General features: G+C 60.8%; 16 protein-coding genes and 1 tRNA gene. 10 read left to right on the forward strand and 7 right to left on the reverse strand.

Going from position 1 to position 18719, the window contains the following annotated elements; translation table 11 throughout:
* The first annotated feature begins 50 nt into the window (after positions 1 to 50).
* The 3 genes from CXQ93_RS06425 (at position 51) to CXQ93_RS06435 (ending at position 2882) form a co-directional block, all read left to right on the forward strand.
* Entirely contained in the window at positions 51 to 1085 is a 1035-nt protein-coding gene (locus CXQ93_RS06425; RefSeq protein WP_104109585.1) for an LCP family protein, read from the forward strand.
* Positions 1086 to 1187: 102 nt separating this feature from the next.
* Positions 1188 to 2123, forward strand: a complete 936-nt coding sequence (locus tag CXQ93_RS06430; protein ID WP_104109586.1) for a tyrosine recombinase XerC — start codon at positions 1188 to 1190, stop codon at positions 2121 to 2123.
* 255 nt (positions 2124 to 2378) lie between these two features.
* Positions 2379 to 2882: a DUF3145 domain-containing protein gene (locus CXQ93_RS06435; RefSeq protein ID WP_104109587.1), complete on the forward strand. Its 504-nt coding sequence runs from the start codon at positions 2379 to 2381 to the stop codon at positions 2880 to 2882.
* 242 nt (positions 2883 to 3124) lie between these two features.
* On the opposite strand, the gene fabF is transcribed toward CXQ93_RS06435, so the two are convergent.
* The 6 genes from fabF to aceE form a co-directional block, all read right to left on the reverse strand.
* Positions 3125 to 4384: a beta-ketoacyl-ACP synthase II gene (gene fabF / locus CXQ93_RS06440; protein ID WP_104109588.1), complete on the reverse strand. Its 1260-nt coding sequence runs from the start codon at positions 4382 to 4384 to the stop codon at positions 3125 to 3127.
* 128 nt (positions 4385 to 4512) lie between these two features.
* Positions 4513 to 4761 carry an acyl carrier protein gene (locus tag CXQ93_RS06445; protein WP_104109589.1) on the reverse strand — a complete coding sequence of 83 codons (249 nt, stop codon included), beginning with the start codon at positions 4759 to 4761 and terminating at the stop codon, positions 4513 to 4515.
* Positions 4762 to 4849: 88 nt separating this feature from the next.
* On the reverse strand, positions 4850 to 5911 hold the full coding sequence (locus CXQ93_RS06450) for a beta-ketoacyl-ACP synthase III (RefSeq protein WP_104109590.1): 1062 nt from the start codon (positions 5909 to 5911) through the stop codon (positions 4850 to 4852).
* A complete protein-coding gene (locus tag CXQ93_RS06455) occupies positions 5908 to 6861 on the reverse strand; it encodes an ACP S-malonyltransferase (protein ID WP_104109591.1) in 954 nt (317 codons plus the stop codon). Before CXQ93_RS06455 ends, CXQ93_RS06450 begins: the two co-directional genes overlap by 4 nt.
* A gap of 139 nt (positions 6862 to 7000) precedes the next feature.
* Positions 7001 to 8323, reverse strand: coding sequence for a CdaR family transcriptional regulator (locus CXQ93_RS06460; RefSeq protein ID WP_104109592.1), 1323 nt, complete (start codon positions 8321 to 8323; stop codon positions 7001 to 7003).
* A 187-nt stretch (positions 8324 to 8510) separates the two neighbouring features.
* The gene (gene aceE, locus CXQ93_RS06465) at positions 8511 to 11252 is read right to left on the reverse strand and encodes a pyruvate dehydrogenase (acetyl-transferring), homodimeric type (protein WP_104109593.1); all 2742 of its coding nucleotides are present in this window, start codon (positions 11250 to 11252) and stop codon (positions 8511 to 8513) included.
* A gap of 309 nt (positions 11253 to 11561) precedes the next feature.
* Here aceE and CXQ93_RS06470 point away from each other — a divergent pair, with 309 nt between their 5' ends.
* From CXQ93_RS06470 to CXQ93_RS06500, 7 genes are all read left to right on the forward strand, one after another.
* Positions 11562 to 11981, forward strand: coding sequence for a DUF3052 domain-containing protein (locus tag CXQ93_RS06470; protein WP_062287646.1), 420 nt, complete (start codon positions 11562 to 11564; stop codon positions 11979 to 11981).
* 23 nt (positions 11982 to 12004) lie between these two features.
* Positions 12005 to 12484, forward strand: a complete 480-nt coding sequence (locus CXQ93_RS06475) for a peroxiredoxin (RefSeq protein ID WP_258068639.1) — start codon at positions 12005 to 12007, stop codon at positions 12482 to 12484.
* 2 nt (positions 12485 to 12486) lie between these two features.
* On the forward strand, positions 12487 to 13443 hold the full coding sequence (locus tag CXQ93_RS06480) for a Sir2 family NAD-dependent protein deacetylase (RefSeq protein ID WP_374953389.1): 957 nt from the start codon (positions 12487 to 12489) through the stop codon (positions 13441 to 13443).
* A gap of 86 nt (positions 13444 to 13529) precedes the next feature.
* Positions 13530 to 13605, forward strand: a tRNA-Val gene (locus CXQ93_RS06485).
* Between the two features lie 126 nt (positions 13606 to 13731).
* Complete coding sequence (locus CXQ93_RS06490; protein ID WP_104109595.1) at positions 13732 to 14634, forward strand: exonuclease domain-containing protein; 903 nt, start codon at positions 13732 to 13734, stop codon at positions 14632 to 14634.
* A 540-nt stretch (positions 14635 to 15174) separates the two neighbouring features.
* A complete protein-coding gene (locus tag CXQ93_RS06495; protein ID WP_104109770.1) occupies positions 15175 to 15960 on the forward strand; it encodes an IclR family transcriptional regulator in 786 nt (261 codons plus the stop codon).
* Positions 15961 to 16091: 131 nt separating this feature from the next.
* Positions 16092 to 17450, forward strand: a complete 1359-nt coding sequence (locus tag CXQ93_RS06500; RefSeq protein WP_104109596.1) for an MFS transporter — start codon at positions 16092 to 16094, stop codon at positions 17448 to 17450.
* A gap of 202 nt (positions 17451 to 17652) precedes the next feature.
* On the opposite strand, the gene CXQ93_RS06505 is transcribed toward CXQ93_RS06500, so the two are convergent.
* Positions 17653 to 18717 carry a D-2-hydroxyacid dehydrogenase gene (locus CXQ93_RS06505; protein WP_104109597.1) on the reverse strand — a complete coding sequence of 355 codons (1065 nt, stop codon included), beginning with the start codon at positions 18715 to 18717 and terminating at the stop codon, positions 17653 to 17655.
* Positions 18718 to 18719 lie beyond the last annotated feature (2 nt).

The following is an 18719-nucleotide window of genomic DNA, read 5'->3' on the forward strand; positions in this document are numbered from 1 at the left end:
GATCCCGCCCGGACACAGACAAAACCTTGGGGCGGTGGCATTATGAGCCTATGAGCACCGATGCGGAGCCTGCAGTCCCCGCCCGCCGCCGGCGAAACACCCGGAGGAACATTTTGCTGGGTGTCCTGGCGCTCTTTCTGGCGGCAGCTCTGGGCAGTGTGGTGTTCGTTGCCAATCTTGGCCATACCATTGACACACAGACGCACAAGATTCCCGAGGCTTTTCCGAACGAGACGTCTCGGCCGCTCAAACCCACAGCCGGTCCTGCCGCTAAAGCCATGAACATCTTGCTGCTCGGTAGTGACAGCCGCGGGGATTCCGTGGATTTGGCAGAAGGCGGCGATCCCTCCAATCAGCGCTCTGACATCATGATGTGGCTGAACATACCGGCCGATCGTAAGCACCTATACCTGATGTCCATTATGCGCGACACGTGGGTGGATATCCCCGGCGTTGGGCCAGCAAAAATCAATGCCGCCATGGCCTACGGCGGAGTTCCGCTGGTGGTCCAGACCCTTGAAGGGATGTTCAAGACCAGAATTGACCATGTTGCCATAGTAGATTTTGAGGGATTCAAGTCCATCACCGACGCCCTCGGAGGAGTGCAGGTCAATGTGCCGCTTGACTTCACATCCCTGCACGGGCAATTCACGTTCAAGGCTGGCCCACAAAAGCTCAACGGTGACCAGGCGTTGGCGTTCGTCCGAGAACGGTACGCCTTCGTCGACGGAGACTACCAGCGAGTCAAGGACCAACAGATCTTCCTGCGGGCCATGCTGAATGGAGTCCTCTCGGCCGCAACGTTGACCAACCCGCTGAAAGTGACTGATTTGGTGGACAAAATTTCTCCTTACGTCAGCGTGGATGCCAGCCTGGATTCTGGCACGATGGGTGCCTTGGCGCTGAGCCTGAAGAGTATCCGTGGCTCCGATGTTCTCACCTTCACCTTGCCCACCCTGGGCACCGGGAACAGCGCGGACGGTCAATCCATTGTCAACAGGGACGACTCCGCCATAGCCGGCATCGGCAAGGCACTGGGCAATGACACTCTTGGGGCCTACCTTCAGTCTGCCGGTCTTGGCTGAGCCATAAGCCAAATCCCCCACCCGGTATTTCCGCTGCCGCCAGAACAGACTGTGGCGGCGGGGTAACTTGCCACAGGCTGCCGGCTGGCGCACAGTGGAGGTGTGGATTCAGAAGAACGCGCCGCCTTACCGCCAGCTTTAGCCCAGGCGGCTGCTGCATTTGAGCGCTACTTGCGTATGGAACGGGGCCGTTCCGAACACACCATCCGGGCATATCTGGGTGACCTGGACGCCTTGCTGATCCATGCCGTTGCTGACGGCAACACCTCGGTGGCGGACCTCGAACTTGGCTCCCTGCGCCGCTGGCTCGGTGAGCAGAGCAGTGCTGGCTTGGCCCGGTCAACCCTCGCACGCCGTGCAGCAACGGTCCGCAGCTTTACGGCCTGGGCGTTGCGTGAAGAACTCATCACAGTGGATCCGGCGCTCCGGCTGAAGGCCCCCCAACGGGAGAAGAAGCTACCTGCCGTCCTGCAGCAACAACAAGTACAACGGCTGTTGGATGAACTGATTGCGGCAACACAGACGCGGGACCCCATAGCCATCAGGGATCTGGCCATGGTGGAGCTGCTCTATGCCACCGGCATCCGTGTGGGCGAGCTGGCTGGTCTGGACGTGGATGACATCAACCGCGAACGGCGCACCTTGAAGGTACTCGGTAAGGGCAACAAGGAGCGGACTGTTCCCTTTGGCGTTCCCGCTGACCGCGCCTTGGGCGCCTGGCTGGACTTTGCACGAGCACCATTACTCAAGCCCGGCACCGGAGCTGCGCTCTTTTTGGGCAAACGCGGCGGCAGGATCGATCAGCGAGCCGTACGCGCAGTGGTGGATAAGCTGTTGCAGGCCATGGGGGATACCTCCGCAACTGGTCCACACACACTGCGCCATTCTGCGGCTACACACCTGCTCGACGGCGGAGCCGACTTGAGAGCAGTGCAGGAAATTCTGGGGCATACCTCCCTGGCCACCACGCAGCTTTATACCCACGTTTCGGTGGAACGCCTGCGCGATAGCTACCGCACGGCCCACCCGCGGGCCTGATCACGCAGACGCACAAGTCATTACGGTGGCGTAATCAGCCCGGCTACGGCACAATGAGAAGAAGTAAATCCATATAATCGAAAGATAATCATGGGCAGGTTCAAATGCTTGGACCGTAGCCCAGAAAAAAGCCAGATAATTCTCAAGAAATTTAGCTAAATCGGGACCATTCAAGGCTCCTGTGCATGACATGTTCCGCCTGCATCACGCAAGAAGGTCGTTGGGGAAGACGCACCTACTGCTATGGAGGATGGAATGAAGGTCGTATCAACGCGCGGTGTTTTGTTCGTGCACTCAGCCCCGGCTGTCATGTGCCCGCATATTGAATCATCCATTGCTGCCGTGATGGAGCAGCGCTCGGACTTGCAGTGGACTGCACAGCCCGCGGCGCCCAATGTGCTGCGCACGGAAATTAGCTGGCAGGGTCCTGCGGGAACCGGTGCCCGGTTGGCTTCGGCGTTGCGTGGATGGGCCAACGTTCGCTATGAAGTCACCGAGGATCCCAGCCCCGGCGTGGACGGCTCGCGCTGGTCCCACACCCCCGAGCTGGGCATCTTCCACGCCGTCACAGACGTCCACGGAAACATCATGGTCTCCGAGGACCGGATCAGGTACGCCTACGAGGCTGGCAAGGGAGATCCTGCCATCGTCTACCAGGAGCTCTCCTTGGCACTCGGCGAGGCGTGGGATGAGGAACTGGAACCCTTCCGTCACGCCGCTGCAGGCGCCCCTGTCCGGTGGCTGCATCACGTAGGCTAGTCAACCAGGCCTCCACATAGCCCGACTTGCCATGGAAATCCTCCCCACGGCAAGTCACTCATCGCGAGGCGCCTCCTAAACGATGCACCAACGACGGCGGCGCTCACCTTCTAAAGGTGAGCGCCGCCGTCGTTGGTTAAAGGACTGAAATGCCACTGGCCACCAGCCGTCCGCGCAACCCTCGCAAGAAATCGAGAGGCTGGGCGGAACAACGGGTGGCCAGTAGAGAAGGCAGGAGCAGGCTACGCCATCTCCACCTTGGGACCGGTGCTGCGGATGGCCACAACAGCGTTGTGTCCGCCGAAGCCGAACGAGTTGTTCAGCGCCATAATCTCACCCTCGGGAAGTTCACGCGGGGTACCGGTGACAACATCTAGGGGGATTTCCGGGTCCTGGTTTTCCAAGTTGATGGTGACAGGGGCCAGGCGGTGGTAGACGGCCAACGCCGTCAAGACCGACTCCACGGCGCCGGACGCGCCGAGCAGATGGCCCATCTGAGACTTGGTGGCCGAGACACAGACGTTCTCCAGGTGATCGCCCAATGCGGCCTTCAACGCTGTGTACTCCGGCTTGTCACCTACGGGTGTAGACGTGGCGTGAGCGTTGACGTGGACGACATCCTCAGGCAAGGCTCGCGCGTCGTACAAGGCACCCTTGAGGGCGCGGGTGGCACCCAGCCCCTGGGGGTCCGGAGCCGTGATGTGGTACGCGTCAGCGGTGACAGCGGTGCCAGCGAGCTCACCGTAGATGCGGGCCCCTCGAGCAAGAGCGTGCTCTTCGGCTTCCAACACCAGAGCGCCAGCACCTTCACCCATGACAAAGCCGTCACGGCTGATGTCGTAGGGCCGTGATGCGGTCTCGGGGGAGTCGTTGCGCTTGGACAGTGCCTGCATGGCGGCGAAGGAAGCCATCGGCATGGGGTGAATCGCTGCTTCGGCGCCACCGGCCATGACCACGTCGGCCTTGCCCGAGCGGATCAATTCCAGTGCAATGTGCAAGGCCTCGGTCCCTGATGCACACGCCGAGACGGGGGTGTGTGCACCGGCGCGAGCGCCCAGGTCCAAGCTGACAGCCGCGGCCGGGCCGTTGGGCATGAGCATGGGGACAGTCATGGGCAGAACGCGGCGGGGTCCCTTTTCGCGCAGGGTATCCCACGCATCAAGGAGGGTCCAGACGCCACCAATGCCGGTAGCGAAGGCCACGGCGAGGCGGTCGTGGTCAACCTCTTCGATGCCTGAGTCCTTCCAGGCTTCGCGGGCGGCCACAACGGCAAATTGAGTTGAGGGGTCCATGCGCTTGGCTTCAACGCGGCTCAGGACGTCTGTGGCAGGAGTTGAGGCCTTGGCTGCGAAATGTACGGGAAGTGCGTACTTTTCTACCCATTCATCGGTCAGCGTGTGGGTGCCGGAAACACCCTTCAGGGCGTTCTTCCACAGGGTGGGGACGTCGCCGCCAATGGGCGTGGTGGCGCCCAAGCCGGTGATGACTACTTTGCGGGCCATGGTTCAACTCTCTACAAAAGTTTCGGGGGCAATGAAGGGTGTTGTGGTTGGCCGGTCTCGACGAGGGTCCGACCAACCACAAGCCCGGTTCCGCTGGTGCGGAACCGGGGACAATGCGAGGGGGCAGCTTACTTGCCCTGTGCGCCTTCGATGAAGCTGACAGCGTCGCCAACAGTCTTGAGGTTCTTGACTTCCTCGTCCGGGATCTTCACATCAAACTTCTCTTCAGCGTTGACAACAATGGTCATCATGGAGATGGAGTCGATGTCCAGGTCATCCGTGAAGGACTTATCCAGCTCTACTGCCTCAGGGGCAAGGCCGGTCTCTTCGTTGACGATTTCGGCCAAACCGGCCAGGATTTCTTCGTTGCTAGCCATTGATGGCTCCTTTTCATATTTTTTGCTGTGATCAAGGTATTGATCGGTCAGGCATATTGATCACCCCTCAAATGAGGGGGACGTGTTCTTAGGGAAGGCGCACCACTTGGGCGCCAAACACCAGTCCGGCACCAAAACCGATCTGCAGCGAAAGTTTACCGGAGAGCTCCGGGTTCTCTGCCAGTAGACGGTGTGTTGCCAAAGGAATGGAGGCTGCGGAGGTGTTGCCGGCGTCGGCAATGTCGCGGCCAATGATCACGTGCTCGGGAAGTTTCAGCTGCTTGGCAAGCTCATCGATGATGCGCATGTTTGCCTGATGCGGCACAAAAGCACCCAAATCATCAGCGGTAATGCCTGCTTCAACCAGGGCCTTCTTGGCCATCTTGGCCATTTCCCACACGGCCCAGCGGAACACTGTCTGGCCGTCCTGGCGCAGTGTGGGCCACAGGGTGGAGTGTGCCTCATCCGCAGCGGCGAGGGCAACGCCGTCGCCCTTCATGGCTTGTTCGCTGAAGTCACGAATGTCCAGCTGCGAGTGGGTCATGCCGATGGTGTCCCACTTGCTGCCATCTGATCCCCAGACCGAGGGGCTGATGCCGGGCTCGTCGGAGGGTCCTATGACAACCGCGCCGGCTCCATCGCCCAGCAGGAAGGAGATGGTGCGCTCGTGGTTGTCGATCACGTCGGAGAGCTTTTCTACGCCAATGACCAGGACATAGTCAGCGGTGCCGGAGCGGACCAAAGCGTCAGCCTGGGCAATGCCATAGCAGTAGCCTGCGCAGGCGGCGGAGATGTCATAGGCCGGAGCAGGGGCTGCGCCGAGCTTCTCGGCGATCAATGCAGCGGCCGACGGCGTTGCGTAAGGGTGCGTCACCGTTGAGACCAGCACGGCACCAATTTGGGACGCTTCGATGCCTGACTTTTCGATGGCCTCGGCGCCGGCGGAGACTGCCATGTCCACCACGGAGATGTCCTTGGGGGCGCGGTGGCGGGTGATGATGCCGGTGCGCTGCTGAATCCACTCATCGGAGGAATCGATCCACTGGCACACATCGTCGTTGGAGACGATCACGGACGGGCGGTACGCGCCAATGCCCAAAATCTGAGCTCCGGGACGGGTGGGGTTCTGCTTCAGCGTAGGGGTGCTCACAGTGTTCCTGCTTCCGGTGAAAGGTGTGCTGCCAGCAGTTCCTGGGCAGCGGGGAGGTCATCGGGCGTTTTGACTGCCACGGTGGTGATGCCGGGGATGCCACGCTTGGCCAGCCCTGTCAGGGTGCCTGCCGGAGCCAATTCAATCAGCCCGGTCACGCCCATACCGGCCATGGTTTCCATGCACAGATCCCAGCGAACCGGGCGCGATACCTGGGCGATGAGAGACTCCAGTGCCGCTTCCCCGGAAGGTACCGCGGCGCCGTCGTAGTTGGAGAGCAGTGTCACGGCAGGTGTGTGCGTTGTTAGCGACGGAGCAAGGGCCTGGAGCGCGGAGACTGCCGGAGCCATGTGGTGCGTGTGGAACGCGCCGGCAACCTGCAGTGCAATGACACGGGCTTTGGCGGGCGGAGCGGCCACCAAGGCGGCGATCTGCTCCAGCGTTCCGGCAGCCACTGTCTGGCCCTTGGAGTTCATATTGGCGGGGGTAAGCCCAGCGGCTGCGATGGCGGCGAGGACCTCATCCGGGTCTCCGCCCACAACGGCTGCCATGCCTGTGGGGGTGGCAGCAGCGGCGTCAGCCATGCGATTGGCACGTTCACGGACAAAAGCCATGGCATCTGCGTTGGAGAGCGTACCGGTGAGGGCCGCAGCGGTAATCTCGCCCACGGAGTGGCCGGCTACCAGCATTTGTCCGGGGACCAGAGCCGCCGTGGCGTCATCGCCCAACAGCGCCTGTGCTGTGATGAGCCCGGCAGCCACAATGAGGGGCTGGGCTACGGCCGTGTCTTTGATGGTTTCTGCATCTGAGGTTGTGCCGTGGGCCAGCAAATCAATGCCCGCGGCCTCACTCAGGGAAGCGAGTTGTTCTTGGACACCGGGGCGTTCCAGCCACGGTGAAAGGAATCCTGGGGATTGGGAGCCCTGACCCGGGCAGACTATTGCAAGCACATTAACCAGCTTTCCAAACTTAACGGTATTTACAGGGTGTTTTCATACACCAAGCTCTTCAGCACAATTTGTAGGAAGTCTACAATGCTCCCGTGACGTGGCGGGTATTCGTTACGAGACTTGGTGGGACTTGGAGCGCCTAGTGGCTTGCTGAGCCCGGGAGTGCTGCGGTAGTACGGGCCGTGGGGGACTTGGCGGGTGCTTGCTTCGCAGCGCCTTGATTTGTAGCTTTTGTCGACGTTGCCAGCCTGCCCACAATCAGGGCCGTTTGCAAGACAAAGGCTTCGCGGGGGATGAGCGGATCCCACCCAGTGACATCACAAATCCGGCGCAGGCGGTATCGGACTGTGTTGGAGTGTACAAAAAGATCCCGCGCCGCCGCTTCCAGGGAATGCCCGCCCTGGAGGTAGCTGCTGAGGGTTTCCACCAGTCCGTTGGAGGCTGCCATGAGCGGGCGGTAAATATTCACCAAGAGGGCCCTGCGTGCCGATTCGTCCCCACCAATGACGCGCTCTGGCAGCAGATCATCAGCGGAGACCGGGCGCGGGGCGGAGGGCCATCCCTTGGCCACCGAAATACCGGCGAAGGCCACCTTCGCGCAAGCGGTGGCCTCGGCCAGAGTTGTTGCCAGCGGTCCGTACACCACCGGCCCGGGCGCAAACAGCTCACTCAAGCGCACATAAGCCGATTCTGGATCCGTCACATTGCCCAGCACCAAGATCAATTTATCGCCCTGAATCCCCAGCATGACGTCCTCGGCGAAGCGCCCGGCGGCGCGGCGCAGAGTGGAGAGTAAGAGCGCATTGGTTTCCGAGGGAGCTGGCCCCACCATGACGGTGAAGCGCCCGTGTGAGGTCCAGCCCAGGGCTGAGATGCGTGATTGCAGGGCATCGGCATTTTCTCCGCGCAGGATCCCATCAACGGCAAGGGCCTCCAGTCGGGTATCCCAGGAGCCCCGGTTTTCTGCCGCCCGTGCATACACATCGGCGGCAGCAAAAGCCACTTCGCGGGAGTAACGCAGCACCGCCTCTCGCAGGGCAACTTGTTCCTCGGCGGCGGCCAGTTCCGGAACCTTGTCTTCCACTACCTGGACCACTGTCCGGATCAATTGCAGGGCGCGCTGGAGGCTGATGGAACGGGTGAGCTCTGTCGGTGCCGTGCCGAAAACATCTGAGAGGACCCAGCTGGGTGAGGAAGGATGCTCGTACCAGGAGACGAAGGCTGTGATGCCGTTTTGGGCCACCAGGCCCAAGGCGGAACGTTCATCGGCGCTGAGCCGCCGGTACCACGGCAGGGTGCTCTCCAGTTCCCTGCGCATCATGGTGGACAAGGGGCCAATGTTCGCTCGTAGCCGCTCTAGCGTCCCTGAGGTGTTCTTGGCCTTGCGCTGGGCGGGCGAGCTCGGGGAACTGTCCGGCTCCTGTGCGGGGTGGTGGGTGTCCGCTGAATTTTTCGCTGCCATATCTTGAGGATATGTCTTAATGACCGCCAAGCGTTATTTGTGTAAACCCAACAACTTCATCTTGAGGCGCTCGAGTGGCAGAACAGGCAGAACGTTACAGATTGGCGGGATACACAAAAATGGGCGGTTGGTGTTGCTGTAGAAGATCTACAGCAACACCAACCGCCCATCATGCGGGAGGAGCTGGTTAGCCCTCGCCGCCGGCGTTGCCGGTGGTGCCTGCATTGACATTGAGGAGATCGTATTTAGCGATCGCCTTAGCCGGAGCATCAGCATCCACTTCGCCACGCTTAGCCAGCATCTGCAAGGTTCGAACGACCACTGAGTGGCTGTCGATCTTGAAGAAGCGCCGTGCTGCGGCGCGGGTGTCGGAGAAGCCGAAGCCGTCGGCACCCAGGGTTGCGAACTCATTGGGCAGGAACTGACGGATCTGATCCGGCACTGCCTTCATGTAGTCAGTGACAGCAACAACGGGGCCCTGTGCATCAGCCATCTTGGCAGTGATGTACGGGACGCGAGGCTCGCTTTCCGGATGGAGGAAGGAATCCTCTTCGGCAGCGAGTGCGTCACGGCGAAGTTCGTTCCAGGACGTAACGGACCAAACATCGGCAGAGACACCCCACTCATCGGCGAGAATCTGTGCAGCTTCAAGTGCCCACGGCACGGAGACACCCGAGCCCAGCAACTGAGTCTTCGGGCCCGGAGCATCGCTCTTCTTGAGAAGGTAGATGCCCTTGATGATGCCGTCGACGTCCATGTTTTCTGGAGCCTTCGGCTGCACAATCGGCTCGTTGTAGACAGTGATGTAGTACATGACGTTGGGATCCAAAGAATCCTTGCCGTACATGCGCTCAAGACCGGACTTGATGATGGCGCCGATTTCGTAACCATACGCGGGGTCGTAGGAGACCACGGCAGGGTTCGTCGAAGCCAGGATCGGGGAGTGACCGTCAGCGTGCTGCAGGCCCTCACCGGTCAAGGTTGTGCGGCCAGCTGTAGCGCCAATGATAAAGCCACGGGTCATCTGGTCACCGGCAGCCCAGAAGCTGTCGCCGGTGCGCTGGAAGCCGAACATGGAGTAGAACACGTAGATCGGGATCAACGGTTCCCCATGGGTTGCGTAGGCGGTTCCCGCTGCGGTGAATGCTGCGACGGAGCCGGCCTCGTTGATGCCTGCGTGAACAATTTGTCCAGAAATGGACTCCTTGTAGGCCAGCACCAGATCGCGGTCCACGGACAAGTAATTCTGACCGTTGGGGTTGTAGATCTTCGCGGTGGGGAAGAAGGCGTCAATACCAAAGGTACGTGCCTCATCCGGGATGATCGGGACAATGCGCTGCCCAATCTCCTTGTCACGCATCAAATCCTTGAGCAAACGCACGAACGCCATGGTGGTGGCTGCCTGCTGCTTGCCGGAACCGCGGTTCGCGACCTCGTAGGTCTTCTCGCCTGGCAAGGTCAGCTCGGTGTGCTTGCTGCGACGCTCCGGAACGGATCCGCCCAATTCGCGGCGGCGTTCCATCATGTACTGGATCTCCGGCGTGTCCATACCCGGGTGGTAGTACGGCGGGCGGTACGGATCTGCTTCCAAAACCTCATCAGTGATGGGCAGGCGCAGGTGCGTACGGAAGTCCTTCAGGTCCTGCAAGGTGAGCTTCTTCATCTGGTGCGTTGAGTTACGCGCCTCGAAGTGTGTGCCCAGTCCGTAGCCCTTGACCGTGTGGGCCAAGATGACTGTCGGCTTGCCCTTGAAGTCCATGGCTGCCTTGTAAGCGGCGTAAACCTTGTGGTAATCGTGGCCACCGCGCTTGAGGTTCCAGACCTCGTCATCGCTCAGGTGAGCGGCGAGTTCCTTCGTCTGAGGCGTCTGGCCGAAGAAGTGCTCGCGCACAAATCCGCCGTTTTCAGCCTTGTACGTCTGGTAATCGCCGTCGCGCGTGGTGTTCATGACGTCCACGAGTGAACCGTCGGTGTCACGCTCAAGCAGGTCATCCCACTCGCGGCCCCACAGGACCTTGATGACGTTCCAGCCGGCACCGCGGAAGAACGCTTCGAGTTCCTGAACGATCTTGCCGTTACCGCGCACCGGACCGTCGAGGCGCTGCAAGTTGCAGTTAACCACGAATGTCAGGTTGTCCAACTTGTCATTGGCGGCCAGCTGGAGCAGGCCGCGTGACTCGGGCTCATCCATTTCGCCATCGCCAAGGAAAGCCCAGACGTGCTGATCGGAGGTGTCCTTGATGCCGCGGTTATGCAGGTATCGGTTGGACTGAGCCTGGTAAATGGCGTTCATGGGGCCAATGCCCATGGAGACCGTGGGGAATTCCCAGAACTCCGGCATGAGACGCGGGTGCGGGTAGGACGAGAGCGCATGCCCTTCCTTGGACTTTTCCTGACGGAAGCCATCCAAGTCCTCTTCGCTGAGGCGACCTTCCAGGAATGCACGAGCGTACATGCCGGGGGAGGCGTGGCCCTGGAAGAAGACCTGGTCTCCGCCGCCAGCGTGGTCCTTACCGCGGAAGAAGTGGTTGAAACCAACTTCATACAGGGTTGCGGCACCGGCATACGTGGAAATGTGTCCACCTACGCCGATGTCAGGACGCTGTGCGCGGTGCACCAAGACGGCAGCATTCCAGCGCAGCCATGCGCGGTACTTGCGCTCAATTTCTTCGTTGCCCGGGAATTCGGGTTCCTGATCGACAGGAATGGTGTTCACGTAGTCGGTGGTCGTGACCATAGGCACGCCAACGCTCTGTGCCCCAGCCCGCTGAAGCAGGCTACGCATGATGAATTGGGCACGCTCAGTGCCGCGTTCCTGAATCAACGTATCCAGGGACTCAAGCCATTCGGCTGTCTCTTCCGGATCGCGATCAGGCAGCTGGTTTGTCAACCCGCTGAGGATATGGGAGTTATCGTCTCCTGCAGCCACGTCCAACCTCTCTTAAAAGCAGTGTGAGCGCCCAGAGCTGTAGCCATGGGCGTGTACCAATACTGTAGACCGCAGGGGCCATTAGTGCGTAGCTGTGCCCGTTGCATGAACACCGGCCTAGGCATCCCGTGGCGTTCACTGTGGGGAACCGCGCACAATGTGGGTAATGTAAATCACAATATTCACACAGGTCACCGAGCCCTGTTGCGTCCAAGAATGCGTTAAGTGGAGGCAAGCGGCGCTCACCCCCTAGACTGGGGTCATTGACCAACAAACCAGCGCGCAAGTGCTGACCCCAGGAGGAAAAACGTGAGCGAGGCCGACGCCGGCACCATTGCCAAGGTGGCAGGCAGTTTAGGGTTCAAGGATGGGGATCTCATCCAGGAGCTCGGATACGACGACGACGTCGATTTTGATCTGCGCGACAGCATCGAGACCCTCATTGGGTCTGAGATGTTCGATGAGCAAGATCATGACGTAGTGGATTCAGTCCTTTTCTGGTGGCGCGATGGTGATGGCGACCTTGTGGACGCCCTTGTCGATTCGCTGACCACCTTGGACGAAGGCGGCGTGGTGTGGATCATGACACCCAAGCAGGGCCGTGATGGTTACGTCCCGCCGTCGGACATTCAGGAAGCTGCGCCCACGGCCGGCTTGCATGTCACCACCACGGCAGGGGTGTCTACCGACTGGGCTGCGGCACGGCTGGTTCCGCGCAAACGCCAGTAGCCCTGGCGAGGGAAGGACTGCCCGTGAAGAACGACGGCGCCACGCACCAAGGTCTAGCGCTCGGGGGCATTGCTCCCGACTTCACCTTGTCCAACCAGTTTGGCGAACCAGTGTCCCTCTCTGGCTTGCGTGGCACCGCCGTTGCGCTGGTGTTCTACCCGTTTGCGTTCTCTGGTGTTTGCACGGGCGAACTGAGCGAACTTCAGGAGAACGTCGGCGAGTTTGAAAAGGCCGGCGTGCACTTGTTGGCTATCTCTGTCGACAGCAAATACGCGCTTCGGGCCTACGCCCAGGCGCAGGGCTACTCCTTTGATCTGCTGGCTGACTTTTGGCCGCATGGCCAGGTGGCGCAGAGCTACGGCGTTTTCGATGCCGACCGTGGCATGGCCACTCGAAGCACATTCCTCATTACCGCCAGCGGCGTCCTTGCCGACACCTTCAGCACGCCCACGGGGCAGGCTCGTCCCTTGGGCCGATACCGTCAAGCACTCGAGCGGCTGTAGCTGTGGATCAATTGCGGCCGGGCATTGGTGAAACGGGCTTTGTCCCGGCTATGACGCCCGCAGTCCCGGGCATGACGCCCGCAGCAACCTCAGGAGCCAGCGCTGCCGCGTTGAGCCGCGATGAGATCGCTGCCGTGGACATGGTTGCTGCCACATTAGGCGGCCAGCCCTTCGCACTGCTTACTGGCGCGGGCATCAGCACCGATTCCGGCATCCCGGACTATCGGGGACCCGGCGCCCCGCCGCGGAATCCGCTGACGTATCAGGAATTTATGCGGGAGCCGTCTCTGCGCCAACGCTATTGGGCCAGAAATCATGTGGGCTGGTCGCGGATGCACTTATCGAAGCCCAATGCCGGACACTTTGCTGCTACCGAGCTGGAGCGTGCCGGAATGCTGAGCGGCATTGTGACTCAGAATGTGGACAGACTTCACGAGGCGGCTCTCGCCAGCAATGTGGTGGACCTGCACGGCCGCTTCGATCAGGTGCTGTGTATGGAGTGTGGCAATCACTATTCACGGTCCTTTCTGGCCATCATCCTCAATGAGCTCAACCCCGGCTTCTTAGAGGCAGTCGCGGCAGCAGGAGGAGTTTCCGCAGCCCCTGACGCGGACGCTGACGTGGAGAGCGAGAAGTTGATCTCCGCCTTCAACGTAGCCAAGTGCCCTTTGTGCGGGGGCCTGCTCAAGCCGGACTTTGTCTTTTTTGGCGAAAATGTTCCTCAGGACAGGGTGTTGCGGTCCTTCTCCATGGTGGATGCCGCCGCGGCGCTGGTGGTGGCAGGCTCGTCATTGTCTGTTCTTTCCGGCCTGCGATTCGTCAAGAAAGCGGCTAAGGACGGCAAGCCGGTCATCATCATCAACAGAGGCAAAACCCGCGGAGATTCCTTGGCAACAGTGAAGCTGGAGCTCGGAGTCAGCGAGGCTATGACCCAACTCACACGCTCACTAGGGTTGTAATTGGCGCAAAGGGCTAAATGTCGTGTACAGTAGTTTCTCGTTGGTCAGGCAAACAAGCGCATAGCTTGGAACGCCTACTGATGAATGGGTCTTTAGCTCAGCTGGTAGAGCGCCACGTTTACACCGTGGATGTCATCGGTTCGATCCCGGTAGGACCCACCAATAAGAACCTCGCCATTCCGCGGCCTGACGGCCCAGAGTGGCGGGGTTTCTTGTTTTTTGTACGTTTGGCCAGACGTTGCCCGGTCCGGGTGACCGCCAGGATGACCATCACCATCAGGGGGACGCATGGACGGGATTTCCTTCACGGCCATTGATTTTGAAACGGCGAACAACTTCCGCGCCTCTGCGTGCGCCGTTGGGCTGACCAAGGTGAGGGCCGGCAAGGTGGTGGACCAGGTTTCCTGGCTCATCAAGCCACTGCCTGGCTTTACGGAGTTCGCACCCGTCAACGTGAGCATTCATGGCATCACGGCCGCCCATGTGCGCCACGCACCCGACTGGCGCGGCATCCACGGCCCCATGATGGATTTCATTGGCTCCGATGCTCTGGTGGGCCACAATGTCAGCTTCGAGAAGTCGGTCATCTCCAAAGCCAACGATGCGTGTGGGCTGCCTGCCCCCGTTCAGGATTTCCACTGCACGCTGACGTTGGCCCGGAAGCATCTCGACTTGGACCACTACACATTGTCCGACGTAGTTGGCGCCTTAGACTTGCCGGCGTTCAATCATCACGACGCGGGCGACGATGCCCGGGCCAGCGCTTTGATTGCCATTGAACTGGCTCGGCTCCATGGTGCCTCGTCGCTTTCGGCCCTGTGGCCCGCAGCTCAGAAGGTGGCCGCAAAAGTCCCTGGCTATTATGCAGCGGGCTATACACGCAAGCTGGCAGATCTGCCGGTACCCAATGCCAAGGCAAACCCCTACGGGCCGCTCTATGGCCAGACCATCGTCTTTAGTGGAGATCTAGCGGCCATGCCCCGAACCGACGCTCAAGATGCGGCAGCTGCCAAGGGCGCCACGATTGCCAATAGCACCACCAAAAAGGTGACCATGGTGGTTAGCGCCGAGGTGGCCGGTGGCACACGCTCCAGCGCAAAGGTCAAGAGGGCTTTGGAATTGGCGGCCGCGGGGCAAGATATCCAGGTTGTGGGCGAGCTGGCATTCCTGCGGCTCTTGGCGTTTAAGTAACTCAACGCCGCACCTTGCTCGCTTGAATTAAAAGCAGCCGATCAGGCTAGTCCTGATTTCTAAACTGAGGCAGGCGGAACTTGCGCCAACTAAAAAGGTTCCCCGCCACAGCTATTGGGGGACGCTGTGGTGGGGAACCAGTAATAAAAATATATCGCGTGATGGGACAGGATGCAAACTGACACGCGGAATTTCCAGATCGTGTCGAAGATCGGATTACTGGAGTGTTTGTCATGGTCGCCATCCCCGGCGCGGTGACGAGTGGGCAGTCTCGGACCCGAGAATCTCGGGGAGTATTCAGCCTTAACGTGGATGATCCTCCACTGTGGCTATTGGGGGACGCCACAGTGGAGGATCTGAAGACGAATATACCGGCATGCTGGAAAAAACACAAGAGTGGACGTTCTACCTCTTTGCTTGAACAGTATGATGAAAACTGTCCATATCAATGTACTGTAAGTGGGCGGCAAAACACCGCTCCGGGACTCTCCCCGGGGAACCTTCAGCGTCGAGGAAAACTACGTGAGCGAAATTCAGGCCATGCCCAGCAGGAACAGTGAAGTGCGGGGCCATGGATCTCCCGCCCCTGCGGTGACCCGCGCTTCCGCCGTGCTTGACGCCTTGGCGCAGTCGGTCACGGGAAGGTTGACGCTCAGCGACCTTGCCCGCGAGCTGGGCATCCCCAAATCCTCCACATCCAACTTGTTGCAGGCTCTTGAGGATGCTGAGCTCATCACCCGCGTCGGATCCGACTATGCCCTGGGTGTGAAATTGGTGGAGCTCGGGGCCGCCTACCTGAGCCGCCGCGACGAGGTCAGGGAGTTTTACCGCTTTTGCGAAGCCGCACCCCTACTTAAGGGCGAGACGGTCCGCATTGCCATGCTCGACGGCGAGAATGTCATTTACTTGGCGCGTTATGAAGGGCATCCTGCGGTGCGGCTGACCTCCAATATTGGGGACAAAATGCCAGTCTCTTTGTGTGCGGTGGGGAAGGCGCTGATTGCCAAGCTGCATGACCATGACCTGGACCGGCTTTACCCCGACGCGTCTGCGCTCCCTGTCCTGACGCCCAAGTCACTCCGAACCGGCACCGAGCTCAAGGCCGAAATCGCAGTCATTCGCGCCCAGGGCTATGCCTTTGAGGATGAAGAGTCCACCTTGGGTGTGGTGAGTCTTGGCGTGGCCGTTCCCACCCGCGGCTCGCACGGCCCCAGCCTCGGCGTGTCAGTGACGGCACTGCAGGCCACGTTCTCCGATGCGCAGCGCGCAGCCATGGTTCAGGAGCTCGTGGAGCTGTCCAAGATGTTGGGCAATCCCATGGGCTAGTGAGCCACATAACATTTTCCTCTTGGCCTTCCGTTCAACATGTTGTACGCTGTTCAACATAGTGATCGACCTTAGGGTCGTTGTCGCCTGCCTGAACCAATGGTGGTTCGGTAAGTTTCAAGGGAGAATCAGTGACTACACAACCGCTACGCCCAGCCCAAGGCGCCGCCTCGACAGTCGACGAGAAGGTGGATCCGGACCAGCTGCGCCGGGCCACCCTCGCCAGCTCCGTTGGTTCGGCGCTCGAGTACTACGATTTCTACATCTTCGGGCTCGCGACAGCGCTGATCTTCGGCCCGCTGTTCTTCGCCCCGCTGGGGGACACAGGAGCCTTGCTCGCAGCCTTCGGCGTGTACGGCGTCGGGTTTGTCGCCCGACCCTTTGGCGGCCTGGTGTTCGGCATCATTGGCGACCGCTTCGGCCGCAAGCAGGTCCTCCTGCTGACCATCGCCCTCATGGGTGGCGCATCGTTCGCCATTGGCTTGCTGCCCACCTATGAGCAGGCAGGTATGGTGGGTGCCGTGCTGCTGGTGCTCATGCGCATCCTGCAAGGTCTGGGTGCCGGTGCTGAACAGGCTGGGGCCACCACCCTCATCTCCGAAGTTGCTCCGCGCAAGCGCCGCGGCTTCTTCGCCGCTCTGCCGTTCGTCGGCATCCAAGTCGGTACGCTGTTGGGCGCCGGAACCTTCGCGCTCCTTGGTCTGGCCCACCCCGAGGTCCTCGAAGGCTGGCTGTGGCGTTTTCCGTTCCTGGCCAGCATCCTGCTGATCGCCGTGGCCGTGTACATCCGCCTCCAGCTCAAGGAGACCCCGGTCTTCCAGGAGCTGGAGAAGCACAAGAACGTCACCAAGAACCCGCTGGGCACGCTGTGGCGGACCTCCAAGAAGAATGTCCTGATCGGCATTGGACTGCGCATGGGCGAAAATGGCAACTCCAGCATCTACTCCACCCTCCTGGTCGGCTTCATGGCTGCCAAGGGTGGCGTGTTTGAAGGGGATAAATTCATTGGGCCCGTGGGCCTGCTGATCGCCGCCGGATTCGCCGCCGTCATGGTCATCTCCTTCGGTGCTATCTCAGACCGCATCGGCCGCGTCAAGGTGTACCGTTACGGTGCCTTGTTCCAGTTGCTCTTCGCCTTCCCGGCGTTCTACCTGATCACCCTGGGGCACATCTGGCTTGTCTGGGCCGTCATGGTTGTGGGCATCTCCATCGGCGTGCAGTCCATGCTTGGCCCGCAGTGTGCCATGCTTCCGGAGCTCTTCGGCGCCACCCACCGCTTCACCGGCGTCGCCATGAGCCGCGAAATCTCTGCCGTGTTTGCCGGCGGCATTGCACCGATCGTTGGCGTCGCCCTGTTGGCCGTCACGAATCACTCCTGGTTGGTGCTGGCCGTGTATTCTGCGGTCCTGGCCGGCATCTCCTTCGTCACCACGTTCTTCGCCCCGGAAACTGTTGGCCGCGACCTGAACCTGGTTGAGGACGCCTCCTAACTTTCCATTGACCAGGCGGCACCTGCTCCGGCGGGTGCCGCTTGGCGTTTAACGTCCCTTGGTGATGGACGACGCCGGACCCGTGCCCTGCGCTGGGAGCCAGCCTGCCGCCGTCGTACTTCTTGAGGTCAAGCCGCCATCAAGATGCGGGCACGCAAAAGGGGAGCCTCCGCGAACGGAGACTCCCCTATAAGAGGTGCGATTAGTAGAAGTGGACGGGATCCACGGTGTGCAGCAACTCGGTGCCGGCTTGGAAGCGCTGAAGGTTCTCCATGAAGCGCTCGGCGATCAGGCGGTTCTCGGCGGAGCTCAGGGCCGAGGTGTGGGGGGAGACCATGACCCGCGGGTGCTCCCACAGCGGGCTTGCCTCCGGCAGCGGTTCGACGGCGAAGACGTCCAGGCAGGCGTAGGAAACCTGGCCGCTGTTGAGAGCCTCGAGGAGCGCATCCTCGTCAATGACAGTGCCGCGGCCCACGTTGACCACGATGGTGCCTGGCTTCATGGCGGCAAAGATCTCGGCGTTGATCATCTTTTCCGTGTACGGGGTCCCGGGGAGGGTGTTGATGAGAATATCGGCCGTGGCGACCAGCCCGGGCAGCCCAGCGGTGTCGGTGACAGTGTCGACTCCCTCGATGGGCTCCACAGTGCGCTTGGTGCCGCTGACGTTCATGCCGAGGGCACGGGCCAGGCGGGCGGTTTCGAGGCCAATCTCGCCCAAGCCGGTGATGACCACGTTGGAGCCGCGGGCCAGGCGGGTGGGGGTGCGCAGTTCGGGCCAGTGCTTGGCGGCCTGGTCCGCGGCCAATTCGGCGCTGCGCTTGAGGCCGTTGAGTGCGCCCATCATGGCGAACTCGCCCAGCGGCAGGGAATGCACGCCTGCTGAGCTGGTGATCTTGATGCGGGCCAGATCCTGATCTGAGAGTTTGGCCGCCTTAACTGCTCCGCCGGCGCCTGCGGCCATGGCCTGGATCCACTGGAGCTTTTCGCTGGAGGCAATCTCGGCCAGCCCGGCCGGACTCTCGTTGGGGAAGCCGTAGAGCACGTCGGCACTGCGGAGCATGTCCCAGTAGCGGGCTTCCTGCTCCTGCGTGCGTTTAAACGCCAAATCGCCGGCGTGGTCGGCTGGGAAACGCTCCTGGGGGAGCAGCTCGGGTTCGTACAATACGGTGACGGACGGGTTGGCGGCGCGGATGGCCTCCACATGCTCGGCTTCGAGCGGTACGGCAATCGCAACGGTGAGATTATTAGGCGTCATGATGTTCATCATAC

It is taken from the genome of Arthrobacter sp. N199823 (assembly GCF_002929705.1).
Lineage (GTDB): Bacteria > Actinomycetota > Actinomycetes > Actinomycetales > Micrococcaceae > Specibacter.

Excerpts from the sequence above, each read along its gene's own strand:
- CXQ93_RS06425 (WP_104109585.1), top strand. The coding sequence starts at position 51 with ATGAGCACCGATGCGGAGCCTGCAGTCCCCGCCCGCCGCCGGCGAAAC.
- CXQ93_RS06435 (WP_104109587.1), top strand. The coding sequence starts at position 2,379 with ATGAAGGTCGTATCAACGCGCGGTGTTTTGTTCGTGCACTCAGCCCCG.
- fabF (WP_104109588.1), bottom strand. The coding sequence starts at position 4,384 with ATGGCCCGCAAAGTAGTCATCACCGGCTTGGGCGCCACCACGCCCATT.
- CXQ93_RS06445 (WP_104109589.1), bottom strand. The coding sequence starts at position 4,761 with ATGGCTAGCAACGAAGAAATCCTGGCCGGTTTGGCCGAAATCGTCAAC.
- CXQ93_RS06460 (WP_104109592.1), bottom strand. The coding sequence starts at position 8,323 with ATGGCAGCGAAAAATTCAGCGGACACCCACCACCCCGCACAGGAGCCG.
- CXQ93_RS06490 (WP_104109595.1), top strand. The coding sequence starts at position 13,732 with ATGGACGGGATTTCCTTCACGGCCATTGATTTTGAAACGGCGAACAAC.
- CXQ93_RS06495 (WP_104109770.1), top strand. The coding sequence starts at position 15,175 with ATGCCCAGCAGGAACAGTGAAGTGCGGGGCCATGGATCTCCCGCCCCT.
- CXQ93_RS06505 (WP_104109597.1), bottom strand. The coding sequence starts at position 18,717 with ATGATGAACATCATGACGCCTAATAATCTCACCGTTGCGATTGCCGTA.